Consider the following 14,260-nt stretch of genomic DNA (forward strand, 5'->3'; position numbering starts at 1 on the left):
CTTCTCCTGCTCTGACCCAATGACATAATCATGTTGTCATTCCACGCCAAGGGCTTGGCGCGTTTGCGCGGTCCACCCAAGATGCATTTGGTCCTCATCCACGATCAGAGGGCGTTTCATCAGCGTCGGATGCGCCGCGAGCAACTCCAGCGGCGGGTGCTGGCGCTCTGACTCGGTCAGTTCACGCCAGGTGGTCGAACGCGTATTCACCAAAGCATCGCCAAAATGCGCAAATGCCTGTTCAAGGACGTCGCCGGGCATGCCATCGGCGCGCACATCAATGAACTGCGCTTGCGGCAACAATTTCAAAGCCTTGCGGCATGTATCGCAGGTTTTCAATCCATACAGTTTCATATCGCCCTCCGTTTCCTGCGCGCAAATATCCGGCATTTGGAAACAATTCACCTCCTTTTTCTTGATTTTTGATGCCACCGTGCGATTTTAAATTTGGGGATTTTGTTCGAATTGCTGAACAATCGCCCTGAAATGGGCCCCGGAATTTTGGACTTGGGGCATAGTAAGAAGGAGACACGGAATATGCCGAGCGGCACCGTGAAGTGGTTCAATACAACCAAAGGGTACGGGTTTATCGCACCCGACGAAGGCGGCAAGGATGTGTTTGTGCATATCTCGGCTGTGGAACGATCGGGCCTGACCGGGCTCGCCGACAATCAGAAGGTGGAATACGATTTGCAGGATGGACGCGATGGCCGTCAGATGGCCGCGGATTTGAAGCTGAAATAATTCCCCCAAACCGAGGCGCCGGTATAATCAAGGCGCTTGATGAATTTGCCAACCCTCTCGCCCCGTTTGGGGCGGGACATATAGGTTTGATTGCGAAAAGCACAGCTGACTAACTTGCCCAGTTTCGCATCCAGCTGCCCCCATTTAAGTGCAGCGACAATTGCAGATGTCTGAAGCCATTACATCCCAGCATTCAGGCCCCGGAATTCAAATGACCGACGAAACTGGCGACCCGCAGAACGCCGCGCGGGGCCGAACGGTCATCACCGCACGGCCCTGTCCGTCATGTCACGCAAGTGCTTCCTGAAACTCGCGCCATTCGCGTTTGGACATGCCACAGTTGTCTTCCGTGACGTCTTCACCCTTCAGCATGCGCTGCATGCAGTCCACCATCTGCGCCGAAAACGTCACCGCGCCCATGCGGTAATCTTCGAACGCGCGAAAGGCGAAGGGCACCCAGTCGGCGACCATTTCACAGATCGCATCGGCATAGACCCGGATTTCATACTGCGCGTGGGAATCCGCCCGCAGCCGCAGGAAATGGAACAGGTTGTGCAGGTCCACCTTCCAATACCATTGCGTGTAAATGTTCGCTGGCAGGTTCATCCGCGCCAGTTCCCGGGCCAGCCCCTGCTGACCGTCCTCCGAAATCATCTGTTCATAATGATCATAGGCACGGGTGCTGTCCGCCTTCAGGATGTCCAGAACCCGCGCGGCCTCTTCACCCTCCAGCACCGCGCCGCGGCCCTGATTGTTGACCGCCGATTGCGCATTCACATGTTCCGGCGCCGGAATATAGAATTCGCGGTCCAGGATCGAATAGCGCGCGGAATATTCGTTCACGTTCGCCGTGCGGTGGCGGATCCACTGGCGCGCCACAAAGACCGGCAGCTTCACATGCAGTTTAATCTCGCACATTTCGAACGGGGTCGAATGCCAGTGCCGCATCAGGTAACGGATCAGCCCTTCGTCGTTCTGAACTGATTTGGTCCCCTTGCCATAAGACACGCGGGCGGCCTGACAGATCGCGGCATCATCGCCCATATAGTCAATGACGCGGACGAACCCGTGATCCAGAACCGGACGGGCATGATAGAGATGCTTTTCGATCCCCGGCGCAACTGCCCGCAGGGTTTGCGCAGGGTTGCTGCGCTGTTCGTCAATCTCGGCCTGTTGTTCTGGCGACAAGGGCATGGGTCTGGTCCTTTCGGCGACGAATCTGTTAGAGGCTTCACTATATATGGGGCGCAACGCGCAGTGAACCGCAATATCAAGGTCACCGATTAGCAACGAGAAGAAAAATCGAAACCCGAAAACATTGACTTTTTGCCGCATTCGCCCGAATTTGCGCCAAAGACCTGATTATAAAAAACATAGGTTGAGGCAAATGAAGCGGTTCTGGCTAAGTTTTGCGGCATTTGCCGCTTTGTCGGCGTGTAGCGGTGGCAATCCCTTTGAAGCGACAACAACGAACACGGACGATCCCGAAACCGGCATCCCGACAGAAGTTGCGGGAAATCTTACGTCGGTCACCTACAACCCCGTTGCCCAAACCCTGACTGTCAAAGGCATCGCTTTTGACAATACGCCAATCGATGCTGTTTATACCAAGGCTCCCGCCTCGATGGACGTCGGCGATTATGAGGCTTACATCTATCAGGACGGCTCCCTCGACCGACATACGACGGTTTATGTCAAGGACATCGGCGGCACGCGCGCGGCTGTCGCCGTAACCGGGGGACAGTTTGAATCCTATTTCGGCGGCGTCACCTATGGGCGCGCGGGTGCCTACAATCCGCCGGCTACCAATACTTCCAATTCGGGACTGGTGACCTATGCCGGCGACTACGTCGGGTTGCTGAACGGCCCGGGTGATGGGGGCAGCTTGCTGCCCATTACCCCGGATAATGGAAATACTGATCCCTTCCCGGTGGAAGCCGGCGAAGTGACAGGTCGCGTGGTCATCAATGCGGACTTTGCCCAGAACACCGTGGCCGGTCTTGTCTATGATCGTGAATATGTGGATGGCGCAGCCATTGGCGTTGGCCCTCCCATCGACAACCTGGCCCTTGACCCGGCGGCTATTGATCCGGCAACCGGCACCTTCCAGGGGCAGGTGTCTCAGCTGAACCAGAGCCGGGGTGTCTATGGCGGCATCTTTGGTGGAACCGATGCCTCTGCCATTGCTGGCGGCCTTTTCGCGAAAGACCACATCGCCAACGTTACCGGCGAAGAAGAGTATGGCATTTTCGTGCTGACGCAATGTGGCCAGCCAGGTGCAGATGCGCTGTGTAACCAGCCCGTTCCGTAGGGTCCTTTTCGCCACGGCCCTGTGTCTGGGGACGGCGGGTGCGGTTGTTGCGCAAGCAGAACCTGACGCCGTGTCCCTGACCCTGCCGCAGGCCCGGGACCTTGCCATAAACGCCCTGAACAATGATCAACCCGGCCTGGCCCTTCAATTGGCCGCCGGGTTGTTGCGTGCCAACCCCAGGGATGCCTTTGCCCATTTTCTGATTGCCTCGGCACACGCGAAAACCGGCAATTACAACGCCGGACACAAGGCCGCCGCGCGCGCCTATCGCTATTCCACATCCCAGCCGGACAAGCTCCGCTCGGCCGAACTGACCGCGAAACTGGCCTTCGCCGACAATCGACCCACCCTGGCGCAAATCTGGCTGCGTCGCACGTCGATCCACGTGGAAAGCGACGCAGATGAAAAGAGGATCGCCAAGGATTACCAGACCCTGCGTCGGCTGAACCCCTGGTCGTTTTCCCTGCGCACCGGTCTGCGCCCGTCCAACAATGTCAACAACGGCGCGGATTCGGCGGCAAATGTCATCGACGGCGTGCCGGACGGGGGCGTGATTCCGGCCAGTGCGGTGGCTTTGTCCGGGCTGATCGGGACCGTGGACCTGCAACTCGGGTATCGGCTTCGCCAATCCGCAACAAGCAAGACAACCCTGAAAGGGCGCCTGTTCGTCCAGCGTGTTTCCCTTTCGGATGGGGCAAAGGACAAATCCCCGAACAGCACAAATTCGGATTTTGGATCGACCTATGCGGAACTGGGGCTGCGCCATGACTTTGCGGTGGGCCCCAAGGCCGACAAAGGATCGGCCGCTGTCGAGTTCACCCTGGGCGAAAGCTGGTATCGCAACCGCCGCAATTATCAGTTGGCGCGCCTCAGCGGGGAACGGAACTGGCGGTTTGCCGACGGGGTGCAGGTGCAGCTGAACATGATGGGCGAGCGGCGTTTCAATGCGCGCTATCTGTCCAACGATGCGCACATTTTTGGGATCGGTGCCGTGTTCGGTCAGAAACTGGAAAACGAAGACAGCTATTCGATCTCGGTCTTGCTGCGCACAGCCGAGTCACCGGACATCAACGGCGATTATCAGTCTGCAACCCTGCGCGCCGGGTATACCTTTGGCCGCGCGGTCGGCCCCGCGCAACTGAGCACGGGGCTGACAATCGGCTATACACAATACGACAAGTACAAGTTCAGCTTTCTTGCCCTCCCGACCCAGCGCACTGACAAATCGGTCTATGCTGATCTTTCCGCCTTTTTTGCAGAGTATGACTATGCCGGGTTTGCCCCGACCCTGCGTCTGCGCGTCGGGCGAAACAAATCGAACTTCAGCGCCTTTTCGACCCGCGAAGTGTCCCTTTCCGTCGGGATCGGCTCAAAATTCTGAGCGCAAACCCGGTGCTTTCTCTGGTTCTGGCGGTTCAACACGCTAATGTTGGCAGCAGCAACGGAGGACCGGCATGACCATCAGATATCTTCACACAATGGTCCGGGTGAAAGACCTGGAAAAAACCCAAGCGTTCTTTGAACTGCTCGGCCTGAAAAAGACCCGCCAGTATGACAGCGAACAGGGGCGGTTCAGCCTGATTTTCATGGCGCCCGAGGGGCAGGAGGAATGCCCCGTCGAACTGACCTATAACTGGGACGGCGATAACGGCCTGCCCAGCGACAGCCGCCATTTCGGTCATCTCGCCTATAGCGTCGATAATATCTATGAGATGTGCCAGCACCTGATGGACAATGGCGTCACCATCAACCGTCCACCGCGCGACGGGCGCATGGCCTTTGTCCGCTCGCCCGACAACATCTCGATCGAACTGCTGCAAGACGGCGAATCTCTCGCCCCTGCGGAACCCTGGGCCAGCATGGAAAACACCGGGCACTGGTGATGTTGCGCGCCCTCTGCGTGATGACGGGGATTGTGGCAGGGTCCAACGCGATGGCGGCTGACTGTCGCCTCGCACTGCTCTTGGCCATTGATGTTTCCTCGTCCGTTGATGCGGGCGAGGATGCCTTGCAACGCAGTGGCCTTGCGGCCGCGTTGATCGCCCCCGAGGTTCAAAGGGCCATCTTTGCCGCGCCGCAGCCCGTTGCCCTTGCGGCCTATGAATGGAGCGGGCGATACAATCAGGAAGTGCTTGTGGACTGGCGTATGATCGACGGGCCCGGCGCCCTGTTGGAGGTGGCCGAAACCATCGGCCGCTCAAAACGCAGTTACAATGATTTCCCGACCGCGATGGGCTATGCCCTGGGCTATGGCGCGCAGCTTTTGACGCGGGCGCCTGATTGTCTGTTCAAGACCATCGACATGGCCGGGGACGGCGAAAACAACGAAGGGTTCTTGCCCGCCCAGGCCTATGCCGAATTCCCGTTTGACGGGGTCACGGTCAACGGTCTGGTGGTCAATGCCGCCGATTACGAGGCCGAGGTGTCGCTGATCGAGTTTTACCAGACCCAGGTTTTGCGCGGTCCGGGCGCCTTTCTCGAAGTCGCGCAGGGGTTTGCCGATTATGAACGCGCCATGCGCCGCAAGTTGGAGCGCGAGTTGGCGCCCGGGGCGATCGGCGCACTGACGCCATCGATCCGGAAGCAACCGGGCTAGGACGTATGGGGGGCGTGTTGCGCATTCTGGCCTTGTTTTTGGCGATCGGTCTGAACAGCGGAGCGCTGGCTCAGTGCCGCCAGGCCCTGGCGCTGGGGCTGGATGTGTCCGGATCGGTCGATGCCACCGAATACCATCTGCAAATGCGCGGGCTGGCAAATGCACTGCGCCATCCGGATGTGTCGGCTGCCCTTTTGGCCGCGCCGAACACGCCGGTCTATCTGGCGGTGTTTGAATGGAGCGGCGCCGATTATCAGCGCATCGTGCTGGGCTGGACCCCAATTCTGGATGCGGAAACTCTGCGGTCTGTCGCCGCGCGCCTGGAAAGCTCCAAACGAGGCCCTGCCCCGCCTGTGACGGCCCTGGGACGCGCGATGCTGTTTGGCAAAACGCTGTTGGATCAGAGACCCGAGTGCTGGAAGCGAACACTCGATATCTCGGGGGATGGAAAAAGCAATGCGGGCCCTCGCCCGCAGGATGTTCAGGGCGCGTTGGACACCACTGCAATGACACTGAACGCCTTGGTGATCGGCAGCGACGAGATGCGCGGCAATGACCGGCGCGAGGTTCAGATTGCCGAGCTCTCTGCCTATTTCGGGGCGCGTGTCATCCACGGACCGGACGCCTTTGTCGAAACGGCGCAGGGCTTTCGGGATTACGAAGCGGCCATGGTGCGCAAACTCAAGCGCGAGATTGACGGGCTGGCGGTATCGTCCCTGTCCAGCCCTGGCCAAACCCGCTGACGATACGGCCCCGCAGGGGGCCGCATCCCGGGCTTTAGTAGATGTACCTGATCTGATCCGTCCAATAGCGCTCGACCCGTTTCAGAGCACTAGTGATATCTTCTATCCCCTCGGGACCGATCACACCGCGGCTTTCCAGTCCTTCGGCGTGCCGGCCAAACAGGTCGGCCACGACATCGCGAATTTCACGGCCCTGCTGGGTCAGGCGCACCCGTACGGAACGCCGATCGATCTGACACCGCTGATGGTGCATATAGCCCATTTCGACCAGCTTCTTCAGGTTGTAGCTGACGTTGCTCCCCTGATAGTAGCCGCGGCTTTTCAACTCGCCTGCTGTGACCTCGTTATCGCCGATGTTGAACAGTAACAGCGCCTGCACCGCGTTGATCTGCAACACGCCGACACGTTCAAATTCATCCTTGATCACATCCAACAACAGGCGGTGGAGACGTTCCACCAGCGCCAGGGCCTCTAGGTACCCGGTCATGAACCCCTTATGGGCCACCGGGCTCAGCTGCATTTCAATACTCATCCGCTTCTCCGACTCGAACTGCCTGCCCTTAAGGTGGCGCCAAAAGCCGAATAATCGGTTAAGCGGTTTTATTCTTATTTCTGAAATATTTGCGCGACATCTGCGATCAGGTCGGCATGCGCCTCGGGCGGCGCGACCTGCCCTGTGACCCACTGATAAAGATCCTGATCGTTCTCCGACAGCAGCGCGTCATAGCGGTCCAGCTGCTCTGTCGACATGGTGGTCAGATGCGCATCGGCATAGGCGCTCAGGATGATGTCCATCTCCTTGATCCCACGCCGCATGGAGCGCATTCTCAACCGCTTGATCCGGTGTTCGCGCAGCTCGCTCATGCGTCACCCGACGTTTGCAGCATCTGGCGCAGCCGTTTTTCCAGCCGCGCGGCACGCTCGGCGTTGGACCGCATCGTGTCCCGGATTTCGCGCAACTCTGCAAGGACCCCGCTCATTTCGGGAGTGCCGGCTTCCTCTTCCGTTGGGCTGATTGTGCCTTCGCCTTCGCCGGTCAACAACCACATGATCGACACGTTCAGCAACCCCGCCATCATCGACAACTTGTTGGCGCGCGGTTCCGAAAGATCGTCTTCCCAGGCGGCCAGGGTCGATTTCTTGACCCCCAGACGGCGCGACAGCTGAGCCTGGCTCATCCCGGCGGCCTCGCGCGCGGCAAGAACCCGATCTCCGAATGTCGCCGCATCCGGTCCGTACCAGTCGCCATCGTTTTCGGTCATTTTAACGCCTTTCCGAGCACTGTTGTCGCTTGCTTGGTCATCGGGCGCACCCTATGACAGTCACGCCCAACTTACAAACCGAGGCCACCATGAGTTTCCTGTCCAAGACACTTTCGCGCGTAAAACCGTCCCCCACCATCGCCGTGACGACCATGGCGGCCGAGCTTAAGGCCGCCGGACGTGATGTGATCGGGCTGGGCGCCGGTGAGCCGGATTTCGACACACCGCAGAACATCAAGGACGCGGCGATTGCGGCGATCAACGCAGGCAAAACGAAATACACCGCGCCCGATGGCATGCCCGAGTTGAAGCAGGCCGCTTGCGACAAGTTTCTGCGCGAAAACGGGTTGACCTATACGCCCAAGCAGATCAGCGTCGGCACGGGCGGGAAACAGAATCTCTATAACGCGCTGATGGCGACGCTGAACCCGGGCGACGAAGTGATCATTCCGGCGCCCTATTGGGTCAGCTACCCCGATATGGTTCTGCTTGCCGGCGGTGAACCCGTCGCCATCGAAGCGACGTTGGAAAATTCGTTCCGCATCACCCCCGAACAGCTCGAAGCGGCGATCACGCCCAAGACCAAATGGTTCATCTTCAACTCACCCTCGAACCCGACGGGTGCGGGATATTCCCGCGAGGTTCTCAAACGGCTGACGGATGTCCTGATGCGCCACCCGCATGTCTGGGTGATGACCGACGACATGTACGAGCATCTGACTTATGACGGGTTCGAATTCTGCACCCCGGCGCAGGTGGAACCGGGTCTTTATGACCGGACGCTCACCTGCAATGGCGTGTCCAAGGCCTATGCCATGACCGGCTGGCGGATCGGCTATGCCGCCGGGCCCGAGCATCTGATCACCGCCATGCGTAAGGTACAAAGCCAGTCCACGTCGAACCCCTGTTCGATCAGCCAGTGGGCGGCGGTCGAGGCGCTGAACGGCACACAGGAATTCCTGGCCCCCAACAACGAAATCTTCAAACGCCGCCGCGATCTGGTCGTTTCGATGCTGTCCGAGATCGAGGGCATGACCTGCCCCACGCCTGATGGCGCCTTTTACGTCTATCCCTCGATTGCAGGTCTTATCGGCAAGACCAGCAAGGCCGGCACCAAGATCACCAATGACGAGACGTTCGCCACCGCGCTGCTGGAGGAAACCGGCGTCGCGGTCGTCTTTGGTGCGGCCTTCGGGCTTTCGCCGAACTTCCGGGTTAGTTACGCTACATCCGACGAAGCCCTGGAGAAGGCCTGCGGGCGCATTCAGGAGTTCTGCAAGGGGCTGACATGACGTCGGCCCCGACGGTTCACCCAGGCACGTGGCGAAAATGAGGACAAGGGAATGAGTGGGGACCTGCCGGATTACTATTTCAGGGTGCGCGACAACGGCGCATTTGTCTTTCGTGTGGACACCGAAAACCGACAGCGCCGGATCGAAATGGACCAGATCGCCATGGTCAATATCCGCAACGGGGAAATCAAACCCCATGGCGACCGCGCCCTGAGCGAAACCGATCTGGCCCATATCAAGGACTGGATGACCGATCGGATGGCCCTGCTGGCCCGGCGCGACATTGACGATATTCACCGGGCCGTCGATTACCTGAACACCACGACCCAATGGGTCCAGTCCAAAGCCAGCGACGAACAGCTCGAAGAGGTTACCGACACCTTGCTGCTGGCGATGCATGACCTGCGCAGCGTGCTGACGCGGAAAAAGGCCGACCGGCTGATGAAAAGGACCTGACGGGTCGGATCAAGCGCCGGCGCCAACCTTGGCGATAGCCCGCCGCCAGAACCGAAACATCAAAAGCGCCCCGGCGCAGGTCAACCCGCACACCAGCCCGGCCCAGACTCCGGCCCCGCCATAGCCCAGCACAAAGCCGAACAGGTAGGATAACGGGATACCCACAACCCAATAGGACAAGGCCGCCATCACCATCGGTACGGCCGTGTCCTGTACCCCGCGCAACAGACCCAGCGCGATCACCTGCGCGCCGTCGACCAATTGGAAAATTGCCGCAATTGCCAACAGAACGACGCCGATCGACATGATCTGTGGCCGGGTCGGTTCGTCCGGGTCCAGAAACAGGCTTATGATCTGCTCGGGGATCAGCAAAAAGGCCGCAATGCTGCACAGGCCGACACCAAGGCTGAGAGCCGTGACGGCCCATGCCCCGCGCGCCATATTCACCCGATCGCCCCGCCCCAGCGCATTGCCGGTCCGGATCGTGGCGGCGTTGCTCAGCCCAAGGTGAACCATAAAGGCGCAGCTCGCCACGGTGATCACGATCCCATGTGCGGCCAGTGGCACCGCCCCCAGCCAGCCCATCATGACGGCCGAGGCTGAAAACAGGCTGACCTCGCTCAGGGATGTCAGGCCAATGGGCACGCCCAGCCGAAAAACGCGCGTGAAAACATCCCAATCCGGGTGCCAGAAGCGTTGGAACAGGTTGTGATCCGGCAAGACCCACATCGCATAGGCCACGACCGCAATCAGAGAAACCACCTGCGTCAGCAGTGATGAAATCGCCGCCCCCGCGATCCCCAGTTCCGGGGCGCCCCAGTTTCCAAAGATCAGGGCATAATTGCCCAGCGCGTTCACCGCTGCGGCCATGAGGGTGATCCACAAGACCACCTGCGTTTTTTCCAATGCGGCAAGATAGGATTTCAGCACCATCACCAGTAGCGCTGGAAGTAGGCCCCACCCCGCAATCCGCAGGTATTGCCCGGACAAATCCGCGATTGCCGGTTCCTGCCCGATGGCCAAAAGAATGGCGCCCGAAAACCACAGAAACGGCATCACCAGGATCGCAAAGATCAGGCTCAGCCAAAGGCCCATGCGGGTCGAGCGGCGAATGCCCTGCTCGTCACCGGACGCAGCGGCTGTGGCCACCAGAGGCATCACGGCCAGCGCAAAGCCTGAGCCGAGCATGAACAGTACAAAGAAATAGCTTGTTGCCAATGCTTCGGCGGCAAGGGCCTGTGCGCTGTACCAGCCCAGCATCACGACATCCGTTAGACCGATGGCAAATTGCGCGAGATGTCCGCCGACCAGCGGCAGACCCAGAACAGTAACCGCCCTGACATGGTCGCGAAAGCTCATCGGTGGTGTCATGATTTTCCAGTAGAAGGATACGCCTTCTGCGACAAGAAAAATCATGTGCTGCCCGTTCGACGACACATCGGCGAACGGGCCATTTAAATCGTCCTGATCACGCAGGACTGCAGAGGACAGTAAAGCCCCTACTTCACCCGTGCACCGGGATGCAGCGCCGTGCCCAGGATGTGATCGGACCGTTGAATGACGTGATGCGCCTGACCGACGATCAGCGGATCAGGCTGGCCAACCAGATCATAGTCCTTGTCAGGATAATCCAGCGTTGACAGGAAATGCCGCATGCAGTTGATCCGCGCGCGTTTCTTGTCGTTGGATTTCACGATCGTCCATGGCGCATCGGCGGTGTCCGTATAAAAGAACATCGCCTCCTTCGCCTCGGTATAATCGTCCCACTTGCTCAGGCTGGCCTTGTCGATCGGGCTTAGCTTCCAGCGTTTCAGCGGGTCGGTGGCGCGGCTGTCAAAGCGCCGTTTCTGTTCGGATTGCGTTACCGAGAACCAGTACTTGTACAACCGGATACCCGAGCGCACCAACATGCGTTCAAGTTCCGGCGTCTGGCGCATGAACTCCAGGTATTCGCTCGGCTCGCAAAAGCCCATCACCCGCTCAACGCCCGCCCGGTTGTACCAGGAGCGGTCATAGAACACCATTTCGCCGACCGTCGGCAGTTCCTTGATGTAACGCTGGAAGTACCACTGCCCTTTCTCTTCCCAGGTGGGTTTGTTCAATGCCACCACACGCGCCGAGCGGGGGTTGAGATGTTCCGTGTAGCGTTTGATCGTGCCGCCCTTGCCGGCAGCATCGCGCCCTTCGAACAGCAGCACGAATTTCTCTCCGGTCTCCTGCGCCCAATGCTGCACCTTCAAAAGTTCGGCCTGAAGCCGCGCCTTCTCATCCTCGTAGAACCGCTTGGACAATTTCTTGCGGTATGGATAGCGACCGCTTTCAAAGGCCTGTCTGATCCGCTCCAGCGAGGGGGCGTGCGACTCGTTCACGTTTTCCATTTCATGGACTTCGGCGGTTTCGGACGCCGTACTGTTTTCAGAAGATGATGTCGTAGGCTCTTTTGCGGGCCGGGTGGCGTCCGTCATTTGCGCGCTCCTGTTTTCTGGCTATGCAACAGTTCGTTATCGAAAACCGGGTCAAAGCGCCTTGATCAACGTCAAAAAGCTGTCACAAAAGCAAGGGAACTTCTGTCAGTGTGACCGCCGAGCCTGTCTGGTCGTGCCGCAACACAAGGAAACTGATCCATGCGCACCGAAACCCGAGAACTGAACGGCCACCCGTTTTACCTGCGCCACTGGGGCGACCCGGACAAACCAGTGTTGCTGATGTTGCACGGGTTCCCCGAATACGGCGGTGCATGGGGCGATCTCGCGCCTTTGTTGTCCGATCGGTTTCATTGCATCGCGCCGGATCAACGCGGATACGGCCGCAGCTGGGCGCCAGAGGGTGTCGAAAACTACTCCGGCGCCGCACTGTTGTCGGATATGGCGGCATTGATCGAGGATGTCGGCGGGCCCGTCACCGTACTCGGCCACGACTGGGGCGCGGCGGTTGCCTATGGTCTGGCCATGTTCAAACCCGATCTGGTCAGCCACCTGATCATTGCCAACGGCGTGCATCCGGTACCCTTTCAAAAGGCCATTGCCGCAGGTGGGGCACAGACCGAAGCCTCGCAATACATCCATTTCCTGCGCCGTCCCGATTCACATGAAATCCTGTCGGCCAATGATTTCGAGAAAATGCTCGACCTGTTTTCGGCCAAGATGGACCTGTCATGGCTGGCAGGTGAGCGCGCCGAGAGCTACAAGGCCGAATGGCGCCGCGGCGGGCGTCTGAATACCATGATCAACTGGTACCGCGCCTCACCACTTCTGGTGGCCGAGCCGGGCAAACCGATCACCGACTTGCCCGACCTACCCCTGGACAAGCTAAAGGTGCGCTGCCCGCACCTGTTGATCTGGGGCGAACAGGATACCGCTCTTTTGCCAGTGTCGACCGAAGGGCTTGAGGAATTTGCCCCCGATCTGACCCGCGTCACGATTCCGGATGCGGATCACTGGCTGTTTCACCAGAAACCCGAAGAGATCGCAAAGATCATTCTGGACTGGATCGGCTCCTGACCCGCGATCAGGTCATTTGCTCCAGTCGTGGACGTGAACATCGCGGCCAGAATGGCCCTTCATGATGTTGACGGCGAGTTTTTCCTTGTCCTTGTCCGGCACGCGCACCCACAAAAGAATACCACCGTTTTCGATCTGTTTCGCATAATATTCCTTGTGATGCTGTCCGGCGCGGCGGGCAAGGATCGCACCAATCGCACCGGCTGGGGCGCCGCCGATGGCGATGGCCGCGATCGAGGCCGCCAGGGTGCTGGCCGGGGTCAGCATCGCGGCCATTGCGATGTAGGATCCCAGGAAGAAGAAACCGCCAAAAATGGCCCCTTCCATTTCTCCGATCGCCTCTTCGGACACAAAGGCTGCGCGCGGCGCGGCCGGATCGTCTTCGAGCGTTTCCGAGCGCCAGTACGCATCGCCAAGGTGCTTTTTCAGCGCCTCCTCATCGCCAAGAAGGCTCAGATCATAGCGGCTGAACCCTACCATCCGCAGATCGTAAAAGGCCTTTTGAAAGCTTTCGAACGAATCAAAGACACCGACCGCTTCGGGGACTTTGACGACCGTGACATGGTCTTCCTTTGTGGCTGGTTCACCCATCTTGGGAAACTCCTCATCATGGCTTTGTTTGCATTTCTCAATGATCGCAATGTTAGAGGTGTTTTTACCCACCAACCTTGATTGCGATCAAAGGCGGCAAAGTGTTTTCACCGTGCAGCCTGCTTAGCGATGTCCCCAATCGTCGGGGTCGTCCGAATTGCCCGGACTGAGCCCGATGACATCGCCGTCGGTGGTGCACCCAAGGCCCAGAACGGTGCGATTGGCGTAGGCAAAATAGGCAACGACCTGATTGACCTCAAGAATCTTGCCATCGTCCAATCCGGCACTGCGCAGCCGGTCGATATCGGCCTTGGTCACGTCCTGCGGTGCCGTTGTCAGCAATTCGGCATAGGCCAGCATCTGCCGGATCGAGGCATCCACAATCGCATCGAACGTCCCCCCGGTCAGGACCGCCTCAAGAACGCGATCGGCAAGCGCATCATCGTCCAACAGCCGCCGCAGCCCTGCCGCATGATGGCGAACACAATAGTCACACCCGTTCAGCGCGCTGACACGCACCCCGATCAGTTCCAGCACCCATTTGGGCAGGCTGTTGCCCGTATGGTGCAGCACGTTTTTATAGAGCGCCATATGCCCTTCCATCGAATGGGGGCGCAGGGAATGGGCCATCATGATGTTATCGACATTGTTGCCGGGCCCGGTGACCCGAACATAGAGTTTGCGCAGCTTGCCGGTCGCGTCCTCGAACGGAATGGTTTTGATCCAGGTCATCGATGACTCCTTTTGCCTGGTGCCCAGCCTAGC

18 protein-coding genes are annotated in these 14,260 nt (G+C 59.1%); 9 read left to right on the forward strand and 9 right to left on the reverse strand.

Annotated elements, in window-relative coordinates:
- Nucleotides 1–36 precede the first annotated feature (36 nt).
- On the reverse strand, nucleotides 37–354 hold the full coding sequence (locus tag ACXYMO_RS05890; RefSeq protein WP_458877723.1) for an arsenate reductase family protein: 318 nt from the start codon (nucleotides 352–354) through the stop codon (nucleotides 37–39).
- 183 nt (nucleotides 355–537) lie between these two features.
- Between ACXYMO_RS05890 and ACXYMO_RS05895 the strand changes: the two genes are divergently transcribed.
- Nucleotides 538–744 carry a cold-shock protein gene (locus ACXYMO_RS05895; protein WP_458877724.1) on the forward strand — a complete coding sequence of 69 codons (207 nt, stop codon included), beginning with the start codon at nucleotides 538–540 and terminating at the stop codon, nucleotides 742–744.
- A gap of 288 nt (nucleotides 745–1,032) precedes the next feature.
- On the opposite strand, the gene thyX is transcribed toward ACXYMO_RS05895, so the two are convergent.
- Nucleotides 1,033–1,938: an FAD-dependent thymidylate synthase gene (gene thyX, locus ACXYMO_RS05900; RefSeq protein ID WP_458877725.1), complete on the reverse strand. Its 906-nt coding sequence runs from the start codon at nucleotides 1,936–1,938 to the stop codon at nucleotides 1,033–1,035.
- 193 nt (nucleotides 1,939–2,131) lie between these two features.
- On the opposite strand from thyX, the gene ACXYMO_RS05905 reads away from it, so the two are divergent.
- The 5 genes from ACXYMO_RS05905 (at nucleotide 2,132) to ACXYMO_RS05925 (ending at nucleotide 6,394) form a co-directional block, all read left to right on the forward strand.
- Entirely contained in the window at nucleotides 2,132–3,055 is a 924-nt protein-coding gene (locus tag ACXYMO_RS05905) for a thymidylate synthase (RefSeq protein ID WP_458877726.1), read from the forward strand.
- A complete protein-coding gene (locus tag ACXYMO_RS05910; RefSeq protein WP_458877727.1) occupies nucleotides 3,027–4,436 on the forward strand; it encodes a surface lipoprotein assembly modifier in 1,410 nt (469 codons plus the stop codon). The genes ACXYMO_RS05905 and ACXYMO_RS05910 overlap by 29 nt, the downstream gene beginning before the upstream one ends.
- Nucleotides 4,437–4,509: 73 nt before the next feature.
- Nucleotides 4,510–4,938 (forward strand): VOC family protein, encoded by a 429-nt coding sequence (locus ACXYMO_RS05915; protein ID WP_458877728.1) that lies wholly within the window; start codon nucleotides 4,510–4,512, stop codon nucleotides 4,936–4,938.
- Nucleotides 4,938–5,651 (forward strand): DUF1194 domain-containing protein, encoded by a 714-nt coding sequence (locus ACXYMO_RS05920; protein ID WP_458877729.1) that lies wholly within the window; start codon nucleotides 4,938–4,940, stop codon nucleotides 5,649–5,651. Before ACXYMO_RS05915 ends, ACXYMO_RS05920 begins: the two co-directional genes overlap by 1 nt.
- Nucleotides 5,652–5,656: 5 nt before the next feature.
- Nucleotides 5,657–6,394 (forward strand): DUF1194 domain-containing protein, encoded by a 738-nt coding sequence (locus ACXYMO_RS05925; protein ID WP_458877730.1) that lies wholly within the window; start codon nucleotides 5,657–5,659, stop codon nucleotides 6,392–6,394.
- A 34-nt stretch (nucleotides 6,395–6,428) separates the two neighbouring features.
- On the opposite strand, the gene ACXYMO_RS05930 is transcribed toward ACXYMO_RS05925, so the two are convergent.
- The 3 genes from ACXYMO_RS05930 to ACXYMO_RS05940 form a co-directional block, all read right to left on the reverse strand.
- The gene (locus ACXYMO_RS05930; protein ID WP_458877731.1) at nucleotides 6,429–6,926 is read right to left on the reverse strand and encodes a MarR family winged helix-turn-helix transcriptional regulator; all 498 of its coding nucleotides are present in this window, start codon (nucleotides 6,924–6,926) and stop codon (nucleotides 6,429–6,431) included.
- 74 nt (nucleotides 6,927–7,000) lie between these two features.
- Nucleotides 7,001–7,258, reverse strand: coding sequence for a succinate dehydrogenase assembly factor 2 (locus ACXYMO_RS05935; protein ID WP_458877732.1), 258 nt, complete (start codon nucleotides 7,256–7,258; stop codon nucleotides 7,001–7,003).
- Nucleotides 7,255–7,656: a helix-turn-helix domain-containing protein gene (locus tag ACXYMO_RS05940; protein ID WP_458877733.1), complete on the reverse strand. Its 402-nt coding sequence runs from the start codon at nucleotides 7,654–7,656 to the stop codon at nucleotides 7,255–7,257. The genes ACXYMO_RS05935 and ACXYMO_RS05940 overlap by 4 nt, the downstream gene beginning before the upstream one ends.
- 89 nt (nucleotides 7,657–7,745) lie before the next feature.
- Between ACXYMO_RS05940 and ACXYMO_RS05945 the strand changes: the two genes are divergently transcribed.
- The gene (locus ACXYMO_RS05945; RefSeq protein WP_458877734.1) at nucleotides 7,746–8,948 is read left to right on the forward strand and encodes a pyridoxal phosphate-dependent aminotransferase; all 1,203 of its coding nucleotides are present in this window, start codon (nucleotides 7,746–7,748) and stop codon (nucleotides 8,946–8,948) included.
- Between the two features lie 51 nt (nucleotides 8,949–8,999).
- The gene (locus tag ACXYMO_RS05950) at nucleotides 9,000–9,404 is read left to right on the forward strand and encodes a hypothetical protein (protein WP_458877735.1); all 405 of its coding nucleotides are present in this window, start codon (nucleotides 9,000–9,002) and stop codon (nucleotides 9,402–9,404) included.
- A gap of 9 nt (nucleotides 9,405–9,413) precedes the next feature.
- Here the strand turns inward: ACXYMO_RS05950 and ACXYMO_RS05955 are convergent, their stop codons facing one another.
- Both ACXYMO_RS05955 and ppk2 read right to left on the reverse strand, forming a co-directional pair.
- Nucleotides 9,414–10,763 (reverse strand): MATE family efflux transporter, encoded by a 1,350-nt coding sequence (locus ACXYMO_RS05955; RefSeq protein ID WP_458877898.1) that lies wholly within the window; start codon nucleotides 10,761–10,763, stop codon nucleotides 9,414–9,416.
- 140 nt (nucleotides 10,764–10,903) lie between these two features.
- A complete protein-coding gene (gene ppk2 / locus ACXYMO_RS05960; protein ID WP_458877899.1) occupies nucleotides 10,904–11,782 on the reverse strand; it encodes a polyphosphate kinase 2 in 879 nt (292 codons plus the stop codon).
- A 246-nt stretch (nucleotides 11,783–12,028) separates the two neighbouring features.
- Here ppk2 and ACXYMO_RS05965 point away from each other — a divergent pair, with 246 nt between their 5' ends.
- Complete coding sequence (locus ACXYMO_RS05965) at nucleotides 12,029–12,904, forward strand: alpha/beta fold hydrolase (RefSeq protein ID WP_458877736.1); 876 nt, start codon at nucleotides 12,029–12,031, stop codon at nucleotides 12,902–12,904.
- Nucleotides 12,905–12,916: 12 nt separating this feature from the next.
- Here the strand turns inward: ACXYMO_RS05965 and ACXYMO_RS05970 are convergent, their stop codons facing one another.
- Both ACXYMO_RS05970 and ACXYMO_RS05975 read right to left on the reverse strand, forming a co-directional pair.
- A complete protein-coding gene (locus ACXYMO_RS05970) occupies nucleotides 12,917–13,495 on the reverse strand; it encodes a hypothetical protein (protein WP_458877737.1) in 579 nt (192 codons plus the stop codon).
- A gap of 123 nt (nucleotides 13,496–13,618) precedes the next feature.
- A complete protein-coding gene (locus ACXYMO_RS05975) occupies nucleotides 13,619–14,227 on the reverse strand; it encodes a carboxymuconolactone decarboxylase family protein (RefSeq protein WP_458877738.1) in 609 nt (202 codons plus the stop codon).
- Nucleotides 14,228–14,260: the final 33 nt, after the last annotated feature.

Source organism: Arenibacterium sp. CAU 1754 (assembly GCF_054482635.1).

Bases quoted from the DNA above. Each gene is read 5' to 3' on its own strand.
- ACXYMO_RS05890 (WP_458877723.1), bottom strand. From the start codon at position 354: ATGAAACTGTATGGATTGAAAACCTGCGATACATGCCGCAAGGCTTTG.
- ACXYMO_RS05895 (WP_458877724.1), top strand. From the start codon at position 538: ATGCCGAGCGGCACCGTGAAGTGGTTCAATACAACCAAAGGGTACGGG.
- thyX (WP_458877725.1), bottom strand. From the start codon at position 1,938: ATGCCCTTGTCGCCAGAACAACAGGCCGAGATTGACGAACAGCGCAGC.
- ACXYMO_RS05905 (WP_458877726.1), top strand. From the start codon at position 2,132: ATGAAGCGGTTCTGGCTAAGTTTTGCGGCATTTGCCGCTTTGTCGGCG.
- ACXYMO_RS05910 (WP_458877727.1), top strand. From the start codon at position 3,027: ATGCGCTGTGTAACCAGCCCGTTCCGTAGGGTCCTTTTCGCCACGGCC.
- ACXYMO_RS05915 (WP_458877728.1), top strand. From the start codon at position 4,510: ATGACCATCAGATATCTTCACACAATGGTCCGGGTGAAAGACCTGGAA.
- ACXYMO_RS05920 (WP_458877729.1), top strand. From the start codon at position 4,938: ATGTTGCGCGCCCTCTGCGTGATGACGGGGATTGTGGCAGGGTCCAAC.
- ACXYMO_RS05925 (WP_458877730.1), top strand. From the start codon at position 5,657: ATGGGGGGCGTGTTGCGCATTCTGGCCTTGTTTTTGGCGATCGGTCTG.
- ACXYMO_RS05930 (WP_458877731.1), bottom strand. From the start codon at position 6,926: ATGAGTATTGAAATGCAGCTGAGCCCGGTGGCCCATAAGGGGTTCATG.
- ACXYMO_RS05935 (WP_458877732.1), bottom strand. From the start codon at position 7,258: ATGAGCGAGCTGCGCGAACACCGGATCAAGCGGTTGAGAATGCGCTCC.
- ACXYMO_RS05940 (WP_458877733.1), bottom strand. From the start codon at position 7,656: ATGACCGAAAACGATGGCGACTGGTACGGACCGGATGCGGCGACATTC.
- ACXYMO_RS05945 (WP_458877734.1), top strand. From the start codon at position 7,746: ATGAGTTTCCTGTCCAAGACACTTTCGCGCGTAAAACCGTCCCCCACC.
- ACXYMO_RS05950 (WP_458877735.1), top strand. From the start codon at position 9,000: ATGAGTGGGGACCTGCCGGATTACTATTTCAGGGTGCGCGACAACGGC.
- ACXYMO_RS05955 (WP_458877898.1), bottom strand. From the start codon at position 10,763: ATGAGCTTTCGCGACCATGTCAGGGCGGTTACTGTTCTGGGTCTGCCG.
- ppk2 (WP_458877899.1), bottom strand. From the start codon at position 11,782: ATGGAAAACGTGAACGAGTCGCACGCCCCCTCGCTGGAGCGGATCAGA.
- ACXYMO_RS05965 (WP_458877736.1), top strand. From the start codon at position 12,029: ATGCGCACCGAAACCCGAGAACTGAACGGCCACCCGTTTTACCTGCGC.
- ACXYMO_RS05970 (WP_458877737.1), bottom strand. From the start codon at position 13,495: ATGGGTGAACCAGCCACAAAGGAAGACCATGTCACGGTCGTCAAAGTC.
- ACXYMO_RS05975 (WP_458877738.1), bottom strand. From the start codon at position 14,227: ATGACCTGGATCAAAACCATTCCGTTCGAGGACGCGACCGGCAAGCTG.